Source organism: Aerococcus sp. UBA6277 (assembly GCF_002440555.1).
Lineage (GTDB): Bacteria > Bacillota > Bacilli > Lactobacillales > Aerococcaceae > Aerococcus.
In genome coordinates this window covers 147,634-171,804 of the sequence record NZ_DJUR01000043.1, presented here as the reverse complement: position 1 = coordinate 171,804, position 24,171 = coordinate 147,634, and the positions used below count along the sequence as shown (strand labels likewise).

Sequence of the window (24,171 nt, the reverse complement as noted above, 5' to 3'; positions counted from 1 at the left end):
ACTGCAGTAATCATAGGTTTTTTTAGACGGAGGTTAGCCCCATATATGGCAGGTTCTGTAATGCCAACTAAGATTGCAGAAATAAAGGCAGAATAACTGATACTTTTTAAGTCTTTGTTTTTTGTTTTCAACGCTACCCCTAGAACGGCGCCACCTTGGGCAAAGTTTGCAGCTCCAGCAAATGCGAGGAGATTTTGTCTACCTGTTAAAGCAACATCGTTCAGACCAACGGGTAAAAGTGCACGATGGGCTCCGAAGATAACGAAAACACCCCATAAGCCTCCAACCATAGCACCACCTAACGTTGGACTGAAATCAATAATAGCGTTATATGCAGTTTGAATCATATTACCCAGATATATTCCAATAGGTCCTGTAACAGATAACATAATTGGTAGCATAATAATGACAGACAATCCTGGAACTAATATAATTTGAAGAATCTCAGGTGTAACTTTCTTTAAACCCTTTTCTAAAAAGTAGAGTGCTATTACAGTTAAAATGATAGGGATAACAGATTCTACATACGAAAATACACGCACATTATCTCCAGTTCCCCATGCACCTTTAATAAAGGGTAGTCCGAAAATTGAGGTTTGGGTTTGATAATCTAACATCATCTCATTGATTTGTGGATATACAAGAAATCCACCTAATAGCATTGCCGTAAATTTATCAGTTTTTAAAGCTTTTGCAGTTGTGTAAGCCAAAAAGATCGGCATGAAGTAGAAGATAATTTGACTAGCGGCAAATAATAAAATGTAAGTATCAGATGTCGAAATGTCTATAGAAAAATATATTGACAACAGCATATTTGCAGCAGTTAGTAATCCTTTAATTAGCCCTGAAGCGGCAATAGCAGGTACAATTGGGGTGAAAATTTGTGTAATTAGGATGAGCGTTCTATCTAAGACTGATTTTTGAACGTCCTCAGTCTTAAGATCATCGAGTGCCTCTTGAACAGCGTTAAATACTTTCTCAACTTTACTTCCTATGACAACTTGATATTGCCCACTACTATAGACAGTTGAAATCACCCCCTCAACTTGGTTAAGCAAAGCACTATCCGCCTTATCTTTATCTTTTAACTCGAATCTTAAACGAGTGAAACAGTGGGTTAGGTCATTGATGTTTTCTTTACCACCAACACCCTTTATTATATCGCGACCAATTTTATTGTAATCCAAAACGATACTTCCTTCCCGAAGGTTTATCAGAAGTATAGCATATAGAGTTCTTAATTTTACAAAAGCACTTTATATTGGCAATTATTTCATGAATTCAAAAATTCACTCTTCAAACAGTTTCTCTAACATAAACTCAAAATATATTAGTAAGAAGAGATGTGAGATAAGAGAGGATTAGAATAATTTCAGGGACATTTGGTTTTCACGCCTCATTGTAAAGAAATCAATTGCAAGAACATTGGCTGCATTTTCGTTAACCTCAGACAATTCGCTATCATGTTGAATATTATTTATATAATAGGTTAATTCCTTAAAACCTGACGAACCCATTTTTTTAGCTAGTCGAAAGATATTGTTTTAAAATCAAAATCTTTAATGTAAAACCAAACAAAAAACTCGACGTCAGCTGGCGTCGAGTTTTAGCTACCATAAGTTCTATTTGTAATCTACACCTCTTGTGTAGGTGTTTGAGGCATCCCAAAGTAAGTATTCGTTGGCGCCACTTTCAATGACGGCGTTGATTTGTTCTTGTACTTCGTTCGCACCATATTCGGCGTAAGTGCCTTCTGCTAGGTATGAGGCGGTAAAGTCTTGTAACCAAGGTCTTGATACTGGTGCTTCTTCAAGCTCAGCGTTTAAAGCATTTTCTTTTTCCATATATGCTTGTACAACTTCATATGGGTATAAGTCTGGGTAGTCTAAGCCGAAGTAGCCAGGACCCCAGTGAGAAGGGTAGATCATTGATGAAATGACATCGACATTTTCTGCAATCATGTTGTAGTTTTGACCGATACCAGGTGTTGCGACAACATCTGTCACGTATCCAAAGATATCTGCAGAAACATCTACGCCGTATGGCTCAAGCTCTTCGTGGGCATAAGCTAGGAAGTCAGCGATAACCATTTGACGGGCTTCAGTTGAAGCTTTTCCATATTCAGCGTAGTCACCCATATCGTAAGTTAGGGTTTCACCAAAAGTTTCAAATCCTTCTGGGAAGCGGACATAGTCAAATTGGATATCTTTATAACCAGCGCGAGCGGCTGATTTAGCGACTTCTACAAGGTAATCCCAGTTATCTTTGTTGTATGGGTTTAAGAAGGCGTCGCCACCACCGTTAGTCCATACTTCACCAGATGCTGTTTGGAAGGTACGTGATGGATCAGCATTGGCTAGGTTGGTATCTTTAAAGGTTGTGATACGAGCGATTGGATAGATTTGTTTGTCTTCGAAGGTTTGCATGATGCCTTCGCCGTCAATGCTATCTGTTTCGTTGTTGTTGACCGTATCGTCTTCTGACGGTAGGTCCATAGTGATGTTCCCGTAGTCATCTTTAACATCAAGTACAACTGAATTTAGATTTGTTTCATCTAATAGGGCCATATTCTCATCAAACAGAGCTTGGTCAGTGGCACCGGCTGCTGATAGATAAATTCCTTTTACCCCATCTTCAGGATAGGCAATGTCATAACCTGAATCGTATTGGAATTTTGAGGGTAAATTTTTTGGTTGGTTTAATAAAGTGGTTGCTTCTGTAGAAATATTTGGTAGTTGTGCGCTGTCACCTTCACCGCTTGTTGCTGCAACGCTAGCATCTTCACCACTTTCTTCACCAGATTCACTGGTAGCTTCACCATTTTGTTCAGACGAACTTTCATTACTTGCTGTTTGTTCTTGGTTATTTTCATTGGCTAAGCCATACCAGTCTGTTCGAATCCCAAAGATTAAGGCTAAACCTAGCACAATAGCTGTGAGTAAGCTTAAAACGAGCTTCCAATTGAATTTCGGCCCTTCGTTTTTTGGGTCTAAAGTTTTCTTATTATCCGGATTTGGATTAGATTGATTGTCTTTCAAGGTTCTGGCCTCCGTTCTATTTGATTTTATTATGATTGATTTTCTGTTTGAGAAAGTTTGGCTAATGCCGTTAAGTCAGGCAACATTTCAGATAAAGCTGTTTGTGACGTTTCAAAATTGCCGTTAATTTCAGCTAGGCCGTCAGAGAAGGCTGCTGAGTCACTATCTTCAGCCGCCAAACTCGTGTAATAAGCATCTTCTTTTTCCAAAACCGCTTGGTAGTTTTCAATATATGCGCTCATTTGCATGTTGATGCTAGCAGCTAATTGGCGAGACGCATCAAAGTTGGCGAAATCTTCCTCAGCAGTGAAATCAGTTTCGTCAAATTCATTTAAACTTTCAACCTGACCTTGGAAATCTTCAAAAAATGATTTTAATTCATCAAATTCTGCTTGTCTTGTTTGTAAGTTTTCCCGTGTTGCACCCGTACCTGATTCAGCGAAGTTAGCTAGACTTTCGTCAGCTGCCAAATCTGCTTCAAAAGCATCTTGTAAGGCCATTTCCTGCTTCTGGATGGCCTCTAATTGGCCCATCATAGCGTGGGCGTTTTCAGATGACTTCGTCACAACTTGGTCTGGTGTGGCTGAGCAAGCTGCTAATACCCCAATACTCGCTCCAACGATTGCAAGGGTGGGTAGTTTCTTCAATACCATTATCTATCTCCTTATTCTTTTTAACTTTGTTGATCAATGAATGCCATATGCATTTTGGCATAAAGTAACCCAATGATAACCCATAAAGTATAATGCTCCCTTAATGATACGAGACTTAAGCAAATTACTCAAGAAATTAATATAATTTTTAGAAAAAGCTAAGTAAAATGTAGGAATTCTTTTGCCAGAAATTAGGACTTTAGTCCCTATCCAAAGCTTGGTGTTCGGTTATAATAGACTAAAGAACTGGTGCAAGTTTTATGATAAAGAAAGTGGGAAGGAGCGTGCGAGAATGAGTAAGAAGGACAACAACCGACTGTGGCGACTGGGGTTAGCAGCTGCTGCAACAGGCATTGGCTATGTTTATCATGCCATGAGTCAAGAGCGGTCGGTGCGCAGCAAAGTGATACAAGATGGTATGCGGCTTATGCGAGAAGCCAATCGCCTAACCCCTGCTATTAGTAAGAAACAAGCAACTGAAGACCTAGCTAAACGTAGTATTAATCACGAAAACTTATTCTTTATTACCCGAGACCATGCTTCAAAGATTCACCGTGGCCAGAAGGGTGTCATGGTCGAGATGACGGATATTGATACGGAACCAACCTTGGACACTCAAGGTGATTCCCAAGAGACAGGCAATGCCTGGATTATTTATTTCCATGGTGGAAGCGGGATTCATACCTTACAAGAGCGTGAATGGGCCTTCGCCCGAAAAATAGCTAACCGCTTTGAAGATGAGGCGAAGGTGTCAATTCCCTTGTTGCGTTCATTCGCTAATTACGACTTAGCTAGTGAAACAGGACGGTTGACCAATTTGATAGAGGAAATCGCTAAAAAAACAGGGCGTTCTCTTCGAAATGTCTATTTCCTTGCCTCAGACACTGGCGCGATTCCAGCCTTACTGGTTGCGGATCGGATGGACCAAATAGGCAGTCCAGTGAAACGGGTGATTTTACTATCACCATGGTTGAATACAAGCTTTGATGACGTCAATATCAACCCAAACGATGTTCAATTTGATGCCACCAAGGTCAATGCCTTAAAAACTATCTGGCTAGAGAAAAATCCAGCTCTAAATTATGCTAAAATGCCAACTGACTCAATGCCAGCAGTCGATTTTATTAACGGAACCCATGACAGCCACGCCTGCGACGGCCGTTGGTTACACCGCCGATTACGTGCCCATAATCATACTAGTAACTACTACCAGTTTGATTACATGCACCATGAATTTTACCTGAATAACCTACCAGAAAGTCAGGAAGTTATCGACATCATCTACCAACAAATTATAAACCCCTAACCAGCATACGCATTGGTCAGGGCGGCGTTAGCTGTTATAATATAAAAGAAGGAGTGATTCAATGTTTTTCCCCATGATGTTTGACTGGACTTATATCTTAATTATTATTGGTGCTGTAATCGCGTCAATCGCAAGTGCCAACGTAAATCGAACATTTACTAAATATAGTAAATATGCCACTGCAAAGGGGATGACCGGTACCCAAGTTGCCGAATACATCTTACAATATTCAGGCATTACCAACGTTCGAGTTGAGCGTATTTCTGGGAACTTAACCGACCACTATGATCCAAGCAATAAAGTATTGCGTTTATCTGACGCCACAGCCGATTCAAAATCGATTGCTGCTATCGGTGTTGCGGCCCATGAGTGTGGCCATGCTGTTCAAGATGCCCAAGGTTATTTCATGATGACCCTACGTCAAAAAATTGTACCTGTTGTGAGTATCGGTTCAAAACTGTCTTGGCCAATCTTAATCCTTGGTGCCATGGCTGGGTTTAACGAGACCTTTATCAATATTGGGATTATTTTGTTCTCCCTAACCTTACTTTTCCAATTGGTGACTTTACCAGTCGAATTTGACGCCTCTAAACGTGCGTTACAAATTATGGAAGACGGGAATGTCTTAACTGCAACGGAATTACCATATGCCCGTAAAACCCTAAACGCTGCGGCCATGACTTACGTTGCTTCAGCAATTGCAGGTGCCTTGTCACTACTACGTGTCTTGATATTGTTTGGCGGTCGTTCTCGCGACTAAGATGTAACCATTATTACAGGCAAAAAGACGGCCTTGAGTACAGCGGTATTCAAGGCTATTCTTTTGTTTGAAATAGGTCCTAAGGTGGATGGCGAAACTTTAGAATTTGATAAAATACTTATATAAGGTTAGCTGGTCTGAAAGGCAATTATTGGTGTCTACCAGTTCATCGATCAGATAAGTATTATATGCACATAATCAATTGATAATTTTTAATGAGGAGGTGACTGTGATTGAGAAGAAATCTGAAAGCGAAAGCTAAAGAGACATTAAAGCAAAATACAGGGTGGTTTGTCTTATTTACCATTATTTATTGGGCAATCGTTTGGATTATTGGAACCGTACCAACAGCGGTGTCCTTTGTCCTTTTCCCCATCAGCATCCTGATTATTATCATCGAGATCGTTTTTATTGCCGGAGCTGAAATGGCTTATCTACGGTCATTAATGGTGAAGAACAACCAACGACCGATACGAATCCACCGTGACATCATTGGACCCATTATGCGTGATTCAATCAAATTTGCTTGGGCAGGATTCCTACGAGGCTTTTACCTACTTATGTGGTCATTGTTGTTATTTTTTCCAGCGGTTTACAAAAGTATAGGATATGCATTGACCGATTATTTAATCGTCGACTTCCCAATCCTAACAGCCTCTGAGGCCATCACAGAATCTCGCCGGATGATGCGCGGCCGGAAATGGCGATTTATCTGGATAAACCTACGCTTCATCGGATGGTACCTATTGATTCCATTCACGCTAGGATTAGCCTACTTCTACGTCAAACCCTACCATAGCCTAGCCTTAATCAACTTCTATGAAGAAGCATTAGATGAAACTGGCTACCCAGAAAAAGTATCCCGACTTAGTAAAGCTAGAAAACACCGGACCAAAGAAGTTCTTGTAGAAGAAGACGAGTGCACGCCGAGATCAAACCACAATGCTAAAAAACAAGGCAACACATACCGCGGATTTACAAGAAAAGAAAAACCGTCCATATACAAAACCAACCACAGTTTTGTGGATGACAAGTATACAGACGATAAAAACTGGAACGACTTTTAAAAAGAGGGTGCGAGCTTTGGCGTTTAGGTAGCACTGGAAGACTAGTAACGTGACACACACCGGGTGGTGCAAACTAGTCTGAAGTGGAGACCTGACTGCCAAAGTGAACCCGACTAGGGTGCGACACAAACTGTTAAGGAATGAATAACCTTAATTTAACACATGATCTGGATTCCTTTCTAGGTCATGTGTTTTTTTTATTCGTATACAATAAAAAACACGACCTAGCTTTCGCCAAGTCGTGTCCATTTTAACTAAATTAGTATTGTTCTAAGTATGTATTCAATTCCCAGTCAGTTACTTGGTGTAAGTATTCTTGGCATTCAATACGTTTGCTTGAGATGAAGTTTGCAGTAATGTGTGCACCTAAAGCATGTTGTACAACGTTGTCGATTTCTAATTCGTCTAAAGCGCGAGATAGAGAGCTAGGTAATTTATCAATGCCACCGTTAACTAATTCATCAGCAGTCATTTTGTATACGTTACGAGAAATTGGTGCAGGTGCAACTGTTTCGTCTTCGATACCTTTAAGACCAGCACCTAAGATAGCTGCAAGTGCTAAGTAAGGGTTAGCAGCTGGGTCAACTGAACGTAATTCAACACGAGTTGATTTCCCGCGAGCTGCTGGGATACGGATTAGTGGTGAACGGTTACGTGCAGACCAAGCAATGTTTACGGGTGCTTCATAGCCTGAAACTAAACGCTTGTATGAGTTTACAATTGGGTTAGCAACTGCAGTGATTGCTTTAGCATGTTCTAAGACACCAGCGATAAATTGCATAGCTGTTTCAGATAATTGAGTTTCAGAATCTGCATCAAAGAAGACGTTTTCGCTTCCTTTGAATAAAGACATGTTACAGTGCATACCAGAACCATTGATACCGTAAATAGGTTTTGGCATGAAAGTAGCATGCAAGTTGTATTTACGCGCAACAGTTTTAACGATTAACTTGAATAATTGAATCTTATCGCAAGCATCTACAACATCAGTGTATTTAAAGTCGATTTCGTGTTGGCCAATCGCAACCTCATGGTGAGAAGCTTCTATCTCAAAACCAAGATCTTCAAGTACCAATACGATTTCACGTCGACAGTTTTCACCTAAATCAACAGGCGCAACGTCAAAGTAACCGCCAACATCATTTACGCGAGTCGTTGGGTTGCCGTCTTCTGCAAGTTTGAACAAGAAGAATTCTGGCTCAGGACCTAAGTTGAAAGCAGAAAAACCTAAATCATCTAATTTTTCTACCATACGTTTTAAGTTACCACGAGGATCACCTGCAAATGGCTCACCATCAGTTGTATAAATATCACAAATCAAGATGGCAACTTTTCTGTCATCAGAACCCCAAGGGAAAACAGTCCAAGTATTCAAGTCTGGGTGTAGCTTCATATCAGCTTCTTCGATACGGACAAATCCATCAATAGAAGAACCATCGAAGGCCATTTCGTTATCTAAAGCTTTGTCTAGCTGTGAAACAGGGATTTCAACATTTTTCAAAATTCCGTTAACATCTGAAAATGCTAAACGAATAAAATGTACATTTTTCTCTTTTACGTCTTCAAAAATTGCTTCTCTAGTCCATGTTCGCATAAAAATTGCTCCTTTTTTGTCGTCCTAAATTTAACTACTTTTTTATTATGAATGTATTTTTAATAGAATGCAAGGGCAAATTGACGTTTTGTGTCATAAAATATCACATGAAAACCGGGTTTAACAAAATGTTAACAATTTCCACATAAAATTCTCATTATTTGTTATAATCAAATTCAAAAGAAAACGAAGATAAGAGGAGTTAGGACATGGTCATATTGGGGGCAATTGTGAACGCAATTAGTGTAATATTTGGGGCAGGTGTAGGGACGACATTCGGTCACCTCTTAAAAAATAACACACGAAAAGGCATAATGACAGCTGTCGCGTTGGTCGTTATATTTATTGGTATCCAAGGTGCCCTTGAAACAGACAATCTAATCGTCATGGTGCTGTCCTTAGTGATTGGGACCTTAATCGGTGAAACAGTTGACTTCGACGGGAAATTTAATCATTTTGCCTTAAAACTCCAAGAAAGAGTAGCTGACGAAGGTGAATCTACCTTTCAAGAGGCCTTTGTATCGGCCACTTTATTCGTTGTAGTCGGCGCAATGGCCATCATTGGGTCCCTGCAGTCTGGTTTATTTCTAGACCACAACACCATGTACGCCAAATCTATCTTAGACTTTGTGTTCGTCTTTGTCTTGTCTTCAACACTTGGGATTGGGTCAGCCTTTGCCGCTATCCCATTATTTATTTATGAAGCAGCCTTATCGCTACTATCCGCATCCATCGCGCCCTTATTAGGAGACGTCGTAACCTCAGAAATCGGTGCAGTAGGGTCCCTCATTATTATGGGCTTAGGATTCAATCTCTTACAAATTACTGACATTAAGGTCATGAACATCGCACCATCCATGTTTGTACCAATCGTTTTAATTCCACTATTCAACTTGTTTTAACACTATTCTATAATAGAAGAAATTATTCAAACATCACTCAAAAAATGATTAAAAGGGAGAAAATATCATGGAAATGTATACTTATATCGAAGCATTAGCCTCAAGCCAATCAGCACCAGGGGGCGGGTCAGCAGCAGCATACGCCGGCACAATGGGCGCTGCCTTAGGTAACATGGTCCTAAATATTACTATTGAAAAGCAAAAAGGGGCGGATATTAATTTGTTGGCGGGTCTAGTCAATCAAATGACTAGCCATCAAGAAGCACTGTTCGCTTTGGTGCAAGGGGATGAAGAAGCATCAAACCAACTATTCGGTGCATTCAAATTGCCAAAAGCTACTGACCAAGAAAAGGCTGAACGCGTACAAGCGATTCAAGCGGGCTTAAAAATTGCCACAGAAGTGCCATTGGAAATCATGGACCACGCAACAGAAGCCTTAGAAATCATGACTCAAGTCGCAAGCCTAGGACGCAAGTCAGTCATGGCCGATGTTACCGTTGGGACAACTATGCTGAAAACGGCTATCCAAGCAGCTAACGAAAATGTTGAAGAAAACGTCTTATTATTAAAGGACGAAAACCTACAAGCAACATTGGGTGCCAAAGGAAAAGACTTGATTCAAAGAAGTGAAGCCGCAATTCAAACAATCACAGAAACCGTAGCTAACCGCTAAAAGTTCTATAATTTACAAACACCTCTTTCACAGGAAATACAAATCCAATAATGGAAAGAGGCGAGTATTATGAATAGAAATAATTGCAAATCATTAAGATCCATACATCAATACGGTAGGATTGAAACAAGTACAAGGTACTTATACTAAAAAACGGTATTTAGCCGTCAATAAATCTAACAAATAGATCCATATAAAGGTGATATGGGTCTATTTTATTTGGGAAAATGGAGATTACCTTCCAAGAAAAGGTTAAAAATTAACAAACACTTGAAGAATTTTAATCAAATCTTTATAATTTAAAAAGAACAGTGAAAAGCTAGGCAAGAATTACAATAAGAAAAGAGATGAAATAAGTGGAAGAAAAACAACAAGAAACACGGTTGCTCCGTATTCTTAACGGAATTGAGCGTGTAGGGAACAAAATGCCTTCACCAATTATGATTTTCATTTACCTGAGTATTCTAGTCATTCTAGCGTCATGGGTAATGAGTATGTTAGGGGTCTCGGTTGTCAATCCTATAGATAATTCAGAGGTTGCAGTAAATAACTTGTTAACTGGTGAATACTTTGCCCGCATGATATCAGAAGCAGGGGCCAACTTTGCTGGATTCCCAGCCTTGTCAGCCGTATTAGTTATTATGCTTGGTGTTGGTATGGCTGAGAAATCAGGTTACTTTGAAGCCGTTTTAACTAACGTAGTGGAAAAAGCGCCCAAGCGATATATCTTACTGATCATCATTTTTGCAGGGGTAATTGCCAACATCGCTGGGGACGCTGGTCCAATCGTATTGCCACCGTTAGTAGCCTTAACTTTCTTGAAAATTGGTTTAAACCCAATGGCCGGTGCAGTGCTAGGTTATGTATCATCACTTGCGGCCTTTGCGGCCAACGTGATGTTGGGGATGTCTGATGCCTTAGTATTCCCCTTTACAGAATCAGCAGCACAGACTATTTTGCCAGACATTGAACTAAACGTTGCGATGAACTACTATTTCATCTTTGTTTCAACATTTGTATTAGTACCAGTTATTTACTTGGTACTGACTAAAATTTCATTACCACAAATGGGTGAGTACCAACCTGAATTTGCCGACGAGAAATTACCAGCAGTTCACAAAGGTGGCTCATTATCAGACCAAGAAATCAAAGCAGTCAAATATGCAAACTGGTCATTACTAGCGACAATCGCTATTGTTGCAGTTTTAGCCTTAATACCAAATTCATTCTTAGCAAACGCTGAAACAGGCTCATTAATTTCTGATTCGCCATTTATGGACGGGATCACTGTCTTGATGACAATTATGTTCTTTGTCCCAGGTTTCGTGTACGGTAAGATGACCGGTCAAGTCAAAGACTCACACGACTTATCTCGGATGTTATCTACATCAATGGCTGATATGGGAAGCTTCATCGTAATCATCTTCTTCTCAAGTCAAATGATGGCATACTTCTCATGGTCTAACATGGGGACAGTCATTGCGATTTCAGGAGCAGGGTTACTAGAAAGCACCAATGGTATCGCCTTAATCATCGGATTCATTTTATTATCAATGTTCGTTGACTTCTTCATTGGTTCAGCTTCGGCAAAATGGGCAATCCTGGCACCAATCTTTGTCCCAATGTTCATGCTGTTAGGTTACCACCCATCATTCACGCAAATGCTTTACCGTATTGGTGATGGGATTATTAACCCGTTAACACCAATGCAAGCTTACATTCCGGTGGTTCTAGCCGTATTATATAAATACGACAAACGTTCTGGTTTAGGAACTTTAATGTCTAACGTATTACCTTACTCAGTAGCTATCGGTCTTGTGTGGATTATTATGGCAGTCATCTGGTACCTAATAGGCATCCCAGTTGGGCCGAATTCACCAGTTTTATTATAAAAATCGTTCAATATAAATTTTGCAAGCAGTCTACTTGGTTAGGCTGCTTTTCTTATGTAGAATAGACTTGTGATAAAATGACAAGAAGTGCATGATAAAGTATAAATGAGAAAGTAGGCGAATCAATGGCAAGCGTGATCTTTGGTGGTCATCCAGAAATGGAAACATCAGCGTCCCACCAATTTCTGTATGAAGCAAGACCAAATACCATTCCCTTTATCCAAATTGAACGACCATTGACAGATGCAAACGTGACAGCGTATCAAGAAGCTATCCTAGCATCAGACAGATGGTTGCTTCAATTTCCATTATTCTGGTATCAAGCACCCGGTTTAGTATCGGACTTTATTCAAGAAGTCTTTAACAAGGAATTTCTAGATACCTATAGTACAAATTTGAAAGGTAAAGAATTTGGCGTAATCATCTCAGTGGGTGTGCCTTTAAGACAGTATCAAGCAGGTGGCCGGGAACAAGTAACCATTTCAGAGTTACTTCGACCTTACCAATCCTTTGCACGAGCGATTGGCTTGAATTACTTACCACCATTTGTCCTTGCCCAACACTCCTACCAACCAGAACATATCCAGCAAGACAACTTAGTCCGTTTTAGACAATACCTAGAACTGCCAACCCAGGCAAAATTTGCTGAGCGAAACGCTTGGTTGATCGCCCAATTAAAAGACATTGCAGGCGATTTTGACCAACCATTACAAGCGCAACTAAATCTGGTTGCTGAAGAATGGGCAGATGAAATGGACAATCTAGGCGACATTGAAGCGCAACTACCTAAAACAAGTTGGCGTTAAGGGGGCACATCATATGACCGCATTAAACAAGGAGACTAGAACCGGAATGGAAAATGACTTGAAATGGACAGAGGCGATCATTGACCAAGCCATCGAAACGGCAACAGACTATGCAACAATCGCCATACTAAAAAAAGTGAAAGCTGAAATCGCAGAAACCGACAAACGCTTATTACAAGCCCAAGGCAAATTAGACGGCTTAGCATGGAACCACGAAGAATGGTAGTTGGATAGGAGAAATAGCGTATCAGTATCATTCATAGTCGGATTTTTTTCTGTAAAATTTGAGAAACATCCTATTTTAAGTAGTTTACTGAGCGTGTATAGGTTAATGATAGATATGAGAAAGCCATGGCTTATGCTTTAGACATATGGAAAAGCAGAGTAAAGATCGTATTCCTGATCTACTGGAAAAAGACAGCAAAACTGCTTGACTTATCCAATGACTTTGATAAAATTCAGTGAGAAGCGAAAGTTTCACACGCAAATAATCTTGTGCAAGGAATGCACTATGGCATCAAGTCAATTGATGGAGTAGCGATGAATCTGGACATTAGCGAACTAGTGGTGGGTGAAAACTAGTCAAGGATTGATAGTGAATTACACATAGCAAAATAAATTCCGCCGGCTTGTGCCCGATAACGCACAAAGAGAGGTTATAAACTAGAAGTTTATAGCAATTTGGGTGGTAACACGGTAATTGATCGTCCCTGTCTAGGCTTTTCCAATTGGAAGAGCTTAGGGCAGGGGCTTTTTTTTATATAAAAGGGAAAAGGAGCGAAAAATATGAACATTATTGAAGAATTAGAATGGCGTGGCGCCATCAACCAGCAAACAGACGAAGACGGTCTAAAAGCCTACATCAAAGACAACAAAATCAGCCTATACTGCGGTGTTGACCCAACTGGTGACTCACTACATATCGGTCACTTAATTCCATTTATGGTCCTTAAACGATTCCAATTAGCAGGACACCGTCCAGTTATCTTAATCGGTGGGGCAACTGGTTCAATCGGTGACCCATCAGGTAAATCGGAAGAACGTAACCTACAAACTATGGAACAAGTAGAAGATAACGCCCGCAAATTAGCTGGCCAAATGGAAAACTTATTCCTAAAAGAAAAGGATGCCGACTTCCGTATGGTCAACAACTACGACTGGACCAAAAACCTGACTTTACTTGATTTCTTACGTAATATTGGGAAACGTTTCAATGTGAATACCATGATAAAAAAAGACATCGTTGCTTCACGTTTAGAAACAGGGATTTCATTTACAGAATTCTCATACCAAATCCTTCAATCAATGGACTTCTTACACCTTTTTGAAAACGAGGACGTTCGTCTACAAATCGGTGGGGCAGATCAATGGGGGAACATCACATCAGGTTTAGAATTAATCCGTAAAGAAGCTGGAGCAGACGCAGAGGCCTTTGGATTAACTATTCCATTAATGTTGAAATCGGATGGCACTAAATTCGGTAAAACAGCCGGTGGTGCGATTTGGCTAGACCCAGAAAAGACGTCTCCATACGAATTCTACCAATTCTGGTTAAACCAAAACGATGCTGACGTCGTGAAATACTTGAAATACTTTACCTTCTTAAGCAAAGAAGAAATCGATGCCCTAGAAGAAAAAGTAGCCACTCAACCAGAAAAACGTGAAGCACAACGTCGTTTAGCAGAAGAAATGACTACTTTTGTTCACGGTCAAACAGGCTTACAAGATGCCCAAACCATCACAGAAGCCTTATTCTCAGGCAATATCCAAGACCTATCAGCCAAACAAATTGAACAAGGTTTCGGTAACATGCCAGGATCAACAATGCCTAAAGAAGGCAACAATTTAGCGGTTTGGTTAGTAGACGCAGGCATCGAAGGATCACGGCGTCAATCACGTGAAGACATCAACAATGGTGCCATCTACATCAACGGTCAACGCCTACAAGACGTCGACTACGAAATCTCAGCAGCAGACGCCATCGAAGGCAAATACATCGTCGTTCGTCGCGGTAAGAAAAAATACTTCTTAGTTACTATCGAAGGCGCGTAAAAATTAATATGGAAAAGATGAAAGACTTGAACCCCGGTTCAGGTCTTTTTTTGACGCATTTTGCCCATAATCCGTATACGTGAAAACACCCAAAAAATGCTTGGTAAAACTTGTGTAAAGCCTATAGCAACAAGGATTTTAACCTGATATGATAGCCCTGTTATAACCAATAAAGGAGTGATTAATATGTTTAGAAAAAGAAGTCTCTTGTACTTGCTGGCCGCCTTATTCACAGTGGTTGCACTGGCCTTTCCCGAACAAGCCATTGATGCCAAGGGGAAGGGCACAATAGCGTCACTACAAGCTAGTGATCAAAATGCATACCTACCATTCAAGTCCGCAACCACTAAACGGCAAGCCATCCTGACCACAGCCAATGACATGATTGGCATTCCTTATATTTGGGGTGGCAATGATTTATCTGGTTTTGATTGTTCTGGTTTTATTGAATATATTTTCAAGACAAACGGCCTATATATGCCACGTACAACCAATCAACAGCAATATTTTGGCCAGCCTGTAGACTTAAAAAATGTTCAACCTGGCGACCTATATTTTTTTGAAGAAGGCGACCAGGTTTACCACGTCGCCTTGGCCCTTGAGGATGGTTATTATTTACACTCTCCAAGTCCAGGAAAGGCTGTTTCATACGGCCATGTTGGCCGATTTGCCCCACAGTTCGCTAACCGAGTGATTAATGATCTGTAAATAATTAGTCTAGTAAGTAGATAAGTAGGTAGACTAGTGAATCAGCTTAGGGCAGATTTGCCATTTTTCAAATTGAATCATTAGCATATTATCAATTATTCGTTACACGAGTGATCGTAAATGTCGTCGAACCCCATTAAAATACTGGTAAATTATGATATACTATTACGGAAAGAGAATAGACAAATATTAGGGGGCACTCATTCGTGGCTGAAAATAAAGAAACATTTTATATTACAACACCGATCTATTACCCAAGTGGTAAATTACATATTGGAAATACCTATACAACAGTAGCATCTGACACACTTGCGCGTTACAAACGTGCAAACGGTTTTGATGTGATGTTTTTAACTGGTGCCGACGAGCACGGACAAAAAATCCAACAAAAAGCTGAAGAACAAGGCATTTCACCGCAAGAATACGTTGATGGTATGGCGGCTGGCATGCAAGAACTTTGGAAGACAATGAAGATTTCAAACGATATTTTCATGCGTACTTCAAGCCAACAACATATTGAAGCCATTCAATACATCTTCGAACGCTTATTAGAACAAGGCGATATTTACCTAGGTGAATATGAAGGTTGGTACTCAGTTTCTGATGAGGAGTTCTTCACTGAAACCCAATTAGAAGAAGTTTACAAAGATGAAAACGGCAAAGTAATCGGTGGTAAAGCGCCATCTGGTCACGACGTAGAATTAGTGAAAGAAGAATCTTACTTCTTCAAGATGAGTAAATACGCTGATCGTTTACTACAATACTACGAAGAGAACCCGACATTCATCCAACCTGAAACCCGTAAAAATGAAATGATCAACAACTTCATTAAACCAGGTTTAGAAGACTTGGCGGTTTCACGTACATCATTCAACTGGGGAGTGCCGGTTAAATCTAACCCTAAACATGTTGTCTACGTTTGGATTGACGCTTTAGCCAACTATATTACAGCTTTAGGCTACCCAAATGCGGATGCCGAAAACTTTGACAAATACTGGCCAGCAAATATCCATTTTGTAGGGAAAGAAATCGTTCGTTTCCATACGATTTATTGGCCAATTATGTTGATGGCATTAGACTTACCACTACCAAAACAAATCTTTGGCCACGGTTGGTTATTGATGCAGGATGGTAAAATGTCTAAATCTAAAGGGAACGTTGTTTACCCAGAAATGCTAGTTGAACGTTACGGTCTAGATGCCTTACGTTACTACTTGATGCGCGAAGTGAAATTTGGTCATGACGGTATCTTTACCCCTGACAACTTCATCAACCGTATTAACTATGACTTGGCCAATGACTTAGGAAACTTATTGAATCGTACTGTTTCAATGGTTAACAAGTACTTGGGTGGTCAAGTGGGTGCTTACCCAGGTCAAATTACTGACTTTGATGCACCATTAGAAGATTTAATCACATCTGAAGTAGCTACATACCGTCAATCAATGGATGACCTACAATTCAGTGTAGCCTTAGACCACGTTTGGGAAATCATCTCTCGTACCAACAAATATATTGATGAAACAGCGCCTTGGATCTTGGCCAAAGATGAAGCAGAAGCAAGTAAACTACAATCAGTGATGTACCACTTGGTAGACTCATTACGTGTGATTGCCATCCTAATCCAACCAGTTATGGTTGAAACACCAGCTAACATCTTTGAACAATTAGGTTTAGATTTCGACGCTGACGCAGGCTTTGAAAATGCCAAAGTTGGTTTATACCCAGAAACAGCGAAAGTAGTTGAAAAAGGGCAACCAATCTTCCCACGTCTAGACCACGATGAAGAAGTTGCTTATATCCAAGCGCAAATGGCTGCCAATAAACCAGCTGGCGACGAGGAAGAAGATGAAAGCTTCAACCCTGAAGAAACTGAATTGGTATCCGTTAAAGATAGCCAAATCAAATATGATGTATTCGATAAGGTTGAAATCAAGGTTGCTGAAGTGATTGATGCTGACTTCGTTGAAGGGGCAGACAAATTATTGAAATTCAGATTGGATGCAGGAGACAAGGGTCACCGTCAAATCCTATCTGGTATTCGTGAATTCTATCCAGATCCAAGTGTTTTAATCGGGAAAAAAGTTTGCATCATCGCTAACTTAAAACCGCGTAAGATGAAGGGTGAAGTTTCTCAAGGAATGATTCTTTCTGCAGAACACGAGAGTAAACTACAAGTTGTATTTGCACCTGAAGACGCTGCAAATGGTAGTGAAATAGCTTAATGATAACGTGATGAAGGGGCTGGTTGTCACAGCCCCTTTTTCTAAGTTAAGAAAGGAAAAATATGTTATTTGATACGCACACACATTTAAATGTAGATGATTTTGATGACGACCGCGATGAAACCATCACTCGGGCTAGACATGCTGGGGTAAAGGGATTTGCCCTAGTAGGTTTTAACTACAATACCATTAACCGAGCCCAAGAAATGGTCAAGGAAAATGGGGACATGGTAGGGATTTACGGCTGGCATCCAACTGAAGCGGTGGATTACAATGCTGATGCTGAAAAATACCTATTATCTACTTTAGAAGATGAACGGGTAGTGGCGGTTGGGGAAACAGGCTTGGATTATTACTGGGATACTAGTCCCCGTGACGTACAAGAAAAAGCTTTCCGACGTCAACTAGCGATTGCCCGCGAATTACAGTTGCCTATTGTCATCCATAACCGGGAGGCGACGGCTGATTGCTACCGCATTTTAAAAGAAGAAAAGGTGGGCGACTTCGGTGGCATTATGCATTCCTTTGGTGAAACGCCTGAATGGGCCGAGAAATTCCTAGATTTAGGCATGCACGTCTCTTTTTCCGGGGTATCGACTTTTAAAAAGACAGTCGAAGTGCGGGAAGCTGCTAAATTGGTGCCTGATGATAAGATTTTGATTGAGACGGATTCGCCGTATTTAGCGCCGGTACCAAAACGAGGCAAACGTAATGAATCAGCCTTTGTAGCCTATGTGGCAGAGACTTTGGCGGCAACTCGTGAAAGTTCAATTGCAGACTTTGAAGCGCAAACCTTCCAAAATGCTTTGGATGTATTCGCACTGGATTTTGATGGCCAACAATTGGTTAAGAGAAAGTAGATGCGTGATATGACGGCTGAAGACAGACAGGTAGAGATGGCGAAAGTTGAAAAAACCTCTTCCGAACAGAAGAAACAGATTAAACAGGTGATTGTGGTTGAGGGCAAGTCAGATACCCAACGGTTAAACCGGCTCTACCAAGTCACAACTATTGAAACTAACGGGTCAGCGGTTGATGAACGGACCTTGCTTGAAATCAAGAAAGCTCATGAACTCCATGGGGTGATTGTCTTTACAGATCCAGATATCTCAGGCACTAAGATTCGTCAAGCTGTTGTGGACGCTGTACCTGGTGTTCAACATGCCTTTATTGAACGAGATGAGGCGAAGCCAAGTCATAAGGGGAGTTTAGGGGTTGAGCATGCCTCTGATACAGCGATTGAAAAGGCGCTGGCCAATGTTTACCAGCTGGCTGATCCAGAAGGAAACGCGGTTGAACCTATCGCACAAAAAGACTTGATTGCCTTAAGGTTGATTGGGGCACCGGATGCCAAAGACAGAAGAGAATACTTATCTAGCCAGCTACACTTGGGTTATGTCAACGGCAAACAGCTTGCGAAACGGTTAGCCCTTTTCCGGATATCGTTAGACCAAGTGGCAGCAGTGCTTGAAAATTACCAAAAGAAATAGGTGAAAATTATGAATGAACCATTTAAATATATCGCAACGCCTTCAAGAACGGGTGCCATCTTAAAGAAATTCAATTTAGATGCGAAAAAGTCTTTGGGGCAAAACTTCCTGACTGAACCGCAAATCCTACAACATATGGTGGACGTAGCAGGGGTGGACAAGGATACCAACGCCATTGAAATCGGACCGGGGATTGGTGCTTTAACGGAGTTCTTAGCCATCAACGCCAAGGAAGTATTGGCTTTTGAAATTGACCAACGCTTGTTACCAGTTTTAGCCGATACCCTAAGTGATTATGACAACGTAACAATCAAGCACCAAGATATCTTGGAAGCGGACTTGAATGCGACAATGGCGGCTTTCCCACCTGCTGAGCGGACGGTTGTAGTGGCTAACTTGCCGTATTATATTACAACGCCAATCATCTTCAATTTACTTGAAGCTAGCTTCCACTTCGACCAATTCATCTTGATGATGCAAAAAGAGGTGGCAGAACGATTGACAGCAGCTCCAGGAACGAAGGCTTACGGGTCATTATCAGTAGCTATTCAATACTACTGTGACGCGGAAATCGCCTTTACCGTACCGCGGACTGTTTTTAACCCGCAACCTAACGTAGACTCGGCTATCTTGGCTTTAAAAAAGCTGGAGAAACCAAGAATCACTGTTGAAAATGAAGCATTTTTCTTCCAATTAGTACGGTCTAGTTTCAAACAACGACGTAAGACCATTTGGAATAACTTACGGGCTGCCTTTGGAAAAGAGGAAGCCGTTGTTGAAAAAATGTTAAAAGCCCTTGAGATTGCAGGTATTGACCAAAAACAACGGGCAGAAACGTTAACGATTGCAGATTTTGGACACTTGGCAGACGCCCTGTATAAAGAAGACTTAATCTTCCAAGATTAAGATTATCTGGCTAAAATTCTCACCTATTTCTACCATTATAATTGTTGACAATAAAAGACAAAAATGGTATTTAAATATCTTGCATTTTATGGTATACTGTGTGGTAAAGAGGTGAGGGCATGCCAAATAATATTGCAACTATTAAAGCGGAACTTGAAGGAAAAATCGGTGAACGCGTCCATCTAACACAACAGATTGGTCGTAAACGCGTGATGAAACGCCAAGGGGTGCTAAGTGACACTTTCCCTGCTGTTTTCGTGGTTGAACTAGACCAAGAAGAAAACAAATTTGAACGCATCTGCTATAGCTATTCCGATGTGTTAACTGAATCAGTCGAAATCGAATTCGAATAAGCGATTGAAATGATATATATATATTATATACGACATTGAAAACCGTCAGTATCTAGCTTCATCTGTGAAGTGCTTGATATTGTGGTTTTTTTCTTTTTAATCCGTGATATTTTTGGTAAACTTATTAGTAATTATACGGAAAAAATATTGGACGGGAGGTTTGCTTATGATCGAGGGAGAAGTAGCACCGGCAAAGATCAACCTTGCTCAAGATATATTATTTCGTCGTTCAGACAATTACCATGAAGTAGCCATGGTGATGGCGTCAATCGATTTGTCAGATTACCTAACTTTTGAGCTCATCCCAGAAGACAAGATTATCGTAGAGACGAGTCGTGCCTTTTTGCCAGAAGATAACCGTAACCATGCCTATCAAGCGGCCCAGCTCATGAAAAAAGTGGGCAATATCAAGACGGGTGTTCATATTTCGATTGAAAAGCGGATTCCTGTCGCAGCAGGTTTGGGGGGAGGGTCAACGGACGCAGCAGCAGTATTTCGTAAACTCAACACCCTATGGGATATCAACTTGCCCTTGAAAGAATTGCAGGCGTTGGCTAATCAGGTTGGGTCTGATGTGGCTTATTCGATTGCGGGCGGCACGGCTTTAGTTGAAGGGCGAGGGGAAAAAATCCGCCAAATTCAACCAGCTCCTAAATGTTGGATTATTTTAGCTAAGCCAGCTATCTCGGTTTCAACACGAAAAATTTTCAACCAACTAGATGTTGAACGATTAAACTATGAACCCAATGCGCCAAAAGTACTGGCAGCCCTAGAGTCAGGGTCTTATGAAGACCTGATGGCAGCAATTGGCAATTCCTTGGAACCGGTGACTTTTAGCCAACACCCGAAATTGGCCAAGTTGAAACAACAGATGCTCGATTTTGGTGCAGACGGGGTTACGATGTCTGGTTCAGGTCCAACAATTATTGGCTTTACCCAGGTTTATAGCCGTGGTCAACGGATTTATAACGCCTTAAAAGGTTTTTGCCAAGAAGTTTATATGGTACGTGTGATGCCTGAAATAAATGAAGCATTCAAAGATAGATAAATTTTAGGGGAAGGGTCGAGCTAAAACTCGACCTTTTTTACTTGCTAGCTTTTTGTAAGTATGCTATATTAGTTTTTGTCAAATCGTATCGGTTACGATTTAATGAAGAAGTATTCATATATATAGTAATTTTTAGAAGGAGAACAGTGTGAATAAATTTAAACGATTTTTTGGACTGCTAGCTTTATCAGCCATCGCCTTTTTGGCAGCATGTGGCAATGAGGCGTCGACATCGAGTGATAATAACAGCTTACAGATTGTAACAACTTTTTATCCTATGCAGGCTTTAACCAATGCGGTGGTTGGGGATAGTGCTAAGGTAACGGTTATGATGGAGAATGCGGATGCCCATGAATATGAGCCGAGTGCGCAAGATATCGTGACTTTAAATGAAGCAGATGTTTTTGTGTATAACAGCGAAGACATGGAAACATTCGTACCAACTTTATTAGAATCGATTGATAACCCAGACTTAGTCATTATTGAAGCTGCTTCAGAAGTAGAATTGATCGACGGCGACGTGGAAACAGTCGGAGAAACGACTGAAGAACATGTAGATGAGGAAACTGATGCTGAAACTCAAGAAGACCATGACCATGAGGGCCACAGCCACGAAACGGACCCACATACCTGGTTAGATCCTGTCAATGCGGTCACTGAAGCACAGACAATTGCCAATGCATTGACGGAAGCAGATCCTGATAACGCTGAAACTTACCAAGAAAACGCGGGACAATTTGCTAGCGATATGATGGCTGTCCACGATGAATATGCAAGTATTTTTGAAGCTGCAGAAACAAAAACCTTCTTAACGCAACATGCGGCCTTTGGTTATTTAGCCAATCGATATGGTTTACATCAAGTAGCAGTTACAGGGGTAACTGAGTCAGCTGAACCATCGCCTAAACGCATTGCGGAAATCGTTTCATATATGGAAGAGAACAATATATCTGTTATCTATGGGCAGAAGGGCGGAGCTACTGAAATTGCCACAACAATTGCCTCAGAAGTGGGCGGTACAGTAGGTGAATTGCAGTCAATGGAGAGTGTTGATACCAATCAATATCCAGCTGACGGTGACGGCTTTATCGCTATTGTGAAGGCCAACTTAGAAAGTTTAGCTGAAGGCATTCAATAGACAGTTTAACCACAAAGAAATGGAGGGATACCATGCACTACATAGAGGTGAAAGATTTAGGCTTTTCATGGGATAACGAACCCGTATTAAACGACATTTCCTTTACCGTAGACCAGGGTGAATTTGTCATCCTCACCGGGGAAAATGGCGCCGCCAAATCAACTTTATTACGCAATATACTTGGCCTTTTATCACCTGATCAAGGGTCCGCTACAATTTCTAAAACCAATGACTCGGGTCAAAAATTACAAATCGGCTATGTGCCGCAAACTTTGAACAGCTTTAATGCTGGTTTTCCAAGTACAGTCTATGAATTTGTGGCTTCTGGTCGTTTCCAACAAGATCGTTGGTTTAAAAAACTAGATGACAATGACAAATTACATATCGAAAGAGCCTTAAAATCAGTCGGTATGGAAGAACAACGCAATAAAAAAATTGGGGACCTTTCTGGTGGACAGAAACAACGTGTAGGTTTAGCGCGCGTCTTCGCGACTGATCCAGATTTATTCATTTTAGATGAGCCGACAACAGGGATGGATAAGAATTCCCGCGCGGCCTTTTATGACCTATTACGTCACAACACAGAAAAACATGGGAAAGCTATTTTGATGGTAACTCATGATGACAATATTATTGATGAATACTATGATAAACGTGTGCATTTAGTTAGAGAGGAGAATTCGCCGTGGAGATGTTTCAGTACGAGTTCATGGGACGGGCATTCATAGCCGCGACCGCTATTTCATTTATTTCCCCAATCCTTGGTCTCCTATTAATCATGCGCAAGCAATCATTAATGGCGGATACCTTAGCCCATATTTCATTAGCCGGAGTGGCTTTCGGTTATTTACTAGGGGTTGAACCAACCATTACGACCATCTTGTTCGTAGCGGCAGCTGCCTTAATCTTAGAATACTTGCGGGTCGTCTATGCCCATTATTCAGATATATCGGTTGCTATGATGATGTCTGGTGGGATGGCTTTAGCCTTACTACTATTGAACCAAGTGGATTCAGCAGCCTCTATTAACGCCTACCTCTTTGGTTCTATCGTGACCGTTTCGTCACTACAAGTCTATATCTTGGTTGGATTAGCGGTGTTTATTGTAGCTGGCTACTTAATTTTTAAACGGCCCTTATACCTCGTTTCATTTGACGAAAACACCGCCTATACGGCAGGTTTGCCAGTTCGAATGATTTCAGTCATTTTTTCAATTATTACTGGGATGGCAATTGCCTTAATCATGCCAATTGCAGGGTCACTACTGGTATCTGCGATTATCGTTATGCCAGCAGCCATTGCGTTACGACTAGTGAAAAACTTTGATTCAGTCATTATCGTCGGTGTGATTATTGCTATGTTTGGGATGTTTGCTGGGCTGACAACGTCTTATTATTTAGACACACCACCAGGTGCAACAATCGTCGCCATATTTGTTTTGTTATTCATTATCGAAAGTGGTTTTCTTAAAATCACCAAAGGCTAATTACGAATGTTTAGGAAATGAGTCAGTTTTTTCGAGAATTGGCTCATTTTTTTATCGTTTACAAAAAATAAACG

23 protein-coding genes are annotated in these 24,171 nt (G+C 40.8%); 19 read left to right on the top strand and 4 right to left on the bottom strand.

Annotated features, from left to right (window positions below; all coding sequences use genetic code 11):
- The 3 genes from B2V22_RS08250 to B2V22_RS08240 all read right to left on the bottom strand — a co-directional run.
- Positions 1-1,187 (bottom strand): PTS transporter subunit EIIC (locus B2V22_RS08250; protein ID WP_290491863.1); only part of this gene is annotated, 1,187 nt, incomplete at its 3' end.
- Positions 1,188-1,622: 435 nt separating this feature from the next.
- Entirely contained in the window at positions 1,623-3,038 is a 1,416-nt protein-coding gene (locus B2V22_RS08245) for a putative glycoside hydrolase (RefSeq protein WP_290491861.1), read from the bottom strand.
- A gap of 29 nt (positions 3,039-3,067) precedes the next feature.
- Positions 3,068-3,691: a YkyA family protein gene (locus B2V22_RS08240; RefSeq protein ID WP_290491859.1), complete on the bottom strand. Its 624-nt coding sequence runs from the start codon at positions 3,689-3,691 to the stop codon at positions 3,068-3,070.
- 292 nt (positions 3,692-3,983) lie between these two features.
- Between B2V22_RS08240 and B2V22_RS08235 the strand changes: the two genes are divergently transcribed.
- From B2V22_RS08235 to B2V22_RS08225, 3 genes are all read left to right on the top strand, one after another.
- A complete protein-coding gene (locus B2V22_RS08235) occupies positions 3,984-4,997 on the top strand; it encodes an alpha/beta hydrolase (RefSeq protein ID WP_290491858.1) in 1,014 nt (337 codons plus the stop codon).
- A gap of 61 nt (positions 4,998-5,058) precedes the next feature.
- On the top strand, positions 5,059-5,757 hold the full coding sequence (locus B2V22_RS08230; protein ID WP_290491856.1) for a zinc metallopeptidase: 699 nt from the start codon (positions 5,059-5,061) through the stop codon (positions 5,755-5,757).
- Positions 5,758-5,990: 233 nt separating this feature from the next.
- Positions 5,991-6,824 carry a DUF975 family protein gene (locus B2V22_RS08225; RefSeq protein ID WP_290491854.1) on the top strand — a complete coding sequence of 278 codons (834 nt, stop codon included), beginning with the start codon at positions 5,991-5,993 and terminating at the stop codon, positions 6,822-6,824.
- A gap of 259 nt (positions 6,825-7,083) precedes the next feature.
- Here B2V22_RS08225 and glnA read toward each other — a convergent pair whose 3' ends face one another.
- Positions 7,084-8,424, bottom strand: a complete 1,341-nt coding sequence (gene glnA / locus B2V22_RS08220; RefSeq protein ID WP_396159041.1) for a type I glutamate--ammonia ligase — start codon at positions 8,422-8,424, stop codon at positions 7,084-7,086.
- A 203-nt stretch (positions 8,425-8,627) separates the two neighbouring features.
- On the opposite strand from glnA, the gene B2V22_RS08215 reads away from it, so the two are divergent.
- The 16 genes from B2V22_RS08215 (at position 8,628) to B2V22_RS08140 (ending at position 24,097) form a co-directional block, all read left to right on the top strand.
- Positions 8,628-9,320 (top strand): DUF554 domain-containing protein, encoded by a 693-nt coding sequence (locus tag B2V22_RS08215; RefSeq protein WP_290491850.1) that lies wholly within the window; start codon positions 8,628-8,630, stop codon positions 9,318-9,320.
- A gap of 67 nt (positions 9,321-9,387) precedes the next feature.
- Positions 9,388-9,993 carry a cyclodeaminase/cyclohydrolase family protein gene (locus B2V22_RS08210; protein WP_290491849.1) on the top strand — a complete coding sequence of 202 codons (606 nt, stop codon included), beginning with the start codon at positions 9,388-9,390 and terminating at the stop codon, positions 9,991-9,993.
- A 356-nt stretch (positions 9,994-10,349) separates the two neighbouring features.
- Positions 10,350-11,885: an AbgT family transporter gene (locus B2V22_RS08205; protein ID WP_290491847.1), complete on the top strand. Its 1,536-nt coding sequence runs from the start codon at positions 10,350-10,352 to the stop codon at positions 11,883-11,885.
- A 125-nt stretch (positions 11,886-12,010) separates the two neighbouring features.
- Positions 12,011-12,691, top strand: coding sequence for an NAD(P)H-dependent oxidoreductase (locus B2V22_RS08200; RefSeq protein WP_290491846.1), 681 nt, complete (start codon positions 12,011-12,013; stop codon positions 12,689-12,691).
- A gap of 13 nt (positions 12,692-12,704) precedes the next feature.
- Positions 12,705-12,917, top strand: a complete 213-nt coding sequence (locus tag B2V22_RS08195) for a hypothetical protein (RefSeq protein WP_149358105.1) — start codon at positions 12,705-12,707, stop codon at positions 12,915-12,917.
- A 560-nt stretch (positions 12,918-13,477) separates the two neighbouring features.
- On the top strand, positions 13,478-14,743 hold the full coding sequence (tyrS, locus tag B2V22_RS08190) for a tyrosine--tRNA ligase (RefSeq protein ID WP_290491843.1): 1,266 nt from the start codon (positions 13,478-13,480) through the stop codon (positions 14,741-14,743).
- Positions 14,744-14,929: 186 nt separating this feature from the next.
- Positions 14,930-15,451 (top strand): C40 family peptidase, encoded by a 522-nt coding sequence (locus tag B2V22_RS08185; protein ID WP_290491841.1) that lies wholly within the window; start codon positions 14,930-14,932, stop codon positions 15,449-15,451.
- Positions 15,452-15,657: 206 nt separating this feature from the next.
- Positions 15,658-17,676 (top strand): methionine--tRNA ligase, encoded by a 2,019-nt coding sequence (gene metG / locus B2V22_RS08180; RefSeq protein ID WP_290491839.1) that lies wholly within the window; start codon positions 15,658-15,660, stop codon positions 17,674-17,676.
- A gap of 62 nt (positions 17,677-17,738) precedes the next feature.
- Positions 17,739-18,536 (top strand): TatD family hydrolase, encoded by a 798-nt coding sequence (locus B2V22_RS08175; RefSeq protein WP_290491837.1) that lies wholly within the window; start codon positions 17,739-17,741, stop codon positions 18,534-18,536.
- A complete protein-coding gene (rnmV, locus tag B2V22_RS08170) occupies positions 18,537-19,166 on the top strand; it encodes a ribonuclease M5 (RefSeq protein ID WP_290491835.1) in 630 nt (209 codons plus the stop codon).
- A 9-nt stretch (positions 19,167-19,175) separates the two neighbouring features.
- On the top strand, positions 19,176-20,072 hold the full coding sequence (rsmA, locus tag B2V22_RS08165) for a 16S rRNA (adenine(1518)-N(6)/adenine(1519)-N(6))-dimethyltransferase RsmA (RefSeq protein ID WP_290491833.1): 897 nt from the start codon (positions 19,176-19,178) through the stop codon (positions 20,070-20,072).
- 119 nt (positions 20,073-20,191) lie between these two features.
- The gene (locus tag B2V22_RS08160; protein WP_003143068.1) at positions 20,192-20,425 is read left to right on the top strand and encodes a Veg family protein; all 234 of its coding nucleotides are present in this window, start codon (positions 20,192-20,194) and stop codon (positions 20,423-20,425) included.
- A 166-nt stretch (positions 20,426-20,591) separates the two neighbouring features.
- Complete coding sequence (ispE, locus tag B2V22_RS08155; RefSeq protein WP_290491814.1) at positions 20,592-21,473, top strand: 4-(cytidine 5'-diphospho)-2-C-methyl-D-erythritol kinase; 882 nt, start codon at positions 20,592-20,594, stop codon at positions 21,471-21,473.
- A gap of 148 nt (positions 21,474-21,621) precedes the next feature.
- Positions 21,622-22,611 carry a metal ABC transporter solute-binding protein, Zn/Mn family gene (locus tag B2V22_RS08150; protein ID WP_290491812.1) on the top strand — a complete coding sequence of 330 codons (990 nt, stop codon included), beginning with the start codon at positions 21,622-21,624 and terminating at the stop codon, positions 22,609-22,611.
- A 32-nt stretch (positions 22,612-22,643) separates the two neighbouring features.
- Entirely contained in the window at positions 22,644-23,339 is a 696-nt protein-coding gene (locus B2V22_RS08145; protein WP_290491811.1) for a metal ABC transporter ATP-binding protein, read from the top strand.
- Positions 23,297-24,097: a metal ABC transporter permease gene (locus B2V22_RS08140; protein ID WP_290491809.1), complete on the top strand. Its 801-nt coding sequence runs from the start codon at positions 23,297-23,299 to the stop codon at positions 24,095-24,097. The genes B2V22_RS08145 and B2V22_RS08140 overlap by 43 nt, the downstream gene beginning before the upstream one ends.
- The last annotated feature ends 74 nt before the right edge of the window (positions 24,098-24,171 follow it).

Bases quoted from the DNA above. Each gene is read 5' to 3' on its own strand.
- B2V22_RS08240 (WP_290491859.1), bottom strand. From the start codon at position 3,691: ATGGTATTGAAGAAACTACCCACCCTTGCAATCGTTGGAGCGAGTATT.
- B2V22_RS08235 (WP_290491858.1), top strand. From the start codon at position 3,984: ATGAGTAAGAAGGACAACAACCGACTGTGGCGACTGGGGTTAGCAGCT.
- B2V22_RS08230 (WP_290491856.1), top strand. From the start codon at position 5,059: ATGTTTTTCCCCATGATGTTTGACTGGACTTATATCTTAATTATTATT.
- B2V22_RS08215 (WP_290491850.1), top strand. From the start codon at position 8,628: ATGGTCATATTGGGGGCAATTGTGAACGCAATTAGTGTAATATTTGGG.
- B2V22_RS08210 (WP_290491849.1), top strand. From the start codon at position 9,388: ATGGAAATGTATACTTATATCGAAGCATTAGCCTCAAGCCAATCAGCA.
- B2V22_RS08200 (WP_290491846.1), top strand. From the start codon at position 12,011: ATGGCAAGCGTGATCTTTGGTGGTCATCCAGAAATGGAAACATCAGCG.
- B2V22_RS08195 (WP_149358105.1), top strand. From the start codon at position 12,705: ATGACCGCATTAAACAAGGAGACTAGAACCGGAATGGAAAATGACTTG.
- tyrS (WP_290491843.1), top strand. From the start codon at position 13,478: ATGAACATTATTGAAGAATTAGAATGGCGTGGCGCCATCAACCAGCAA.
- B2V22_RS08185 (WP_290491841.1), top strand. From the start codon at position 14,930: ATGTTTAGAAAAAGAAGTCTCTTGTACTTGCTGGCCGCCTTATTCACA.
- B2V22_RS08175 (WP_290491837.1), top strand. From the start codon at position 17,739: ATGTTATTTGATACGCACACACATTTAAATGTAGATGATTTTGATGAC.
- rnmV (WP_290491835.1), top strand. From the start codon at position 18,537: ATGCGTGATATGACGGCTGAAGACAGACAGGTAGAGATGGCGAAAGTT.
- rsmA (WP_290491833.1), top strand. From the start codon at position 19,176: ATGAATGAACCATTTAAATATATCGCAACGCCTTCAAGAACGGGTGCC.
- B2V22_RS08160 (WP_003143068.1), top strand. From the start codon at position 20,192: ATGCCAAATAATATTGCAACTATTAAAGCGGAACTTGAAGGAAAAATC.
- ispE (WP_290491814.1), top strand. From the start codon at position 20,592: ATGATCGAGGGAGAAGTAGCACCGGCAAAGATCAACCTTGCTCAAGAT.
- B2V22_RS08145 (WP_290491811.1), top strand. From the start codon at position 22,644: ATGCACTACATAGAGGTGAAAGATTTAGGCTTTTCATGGGATAACGAA.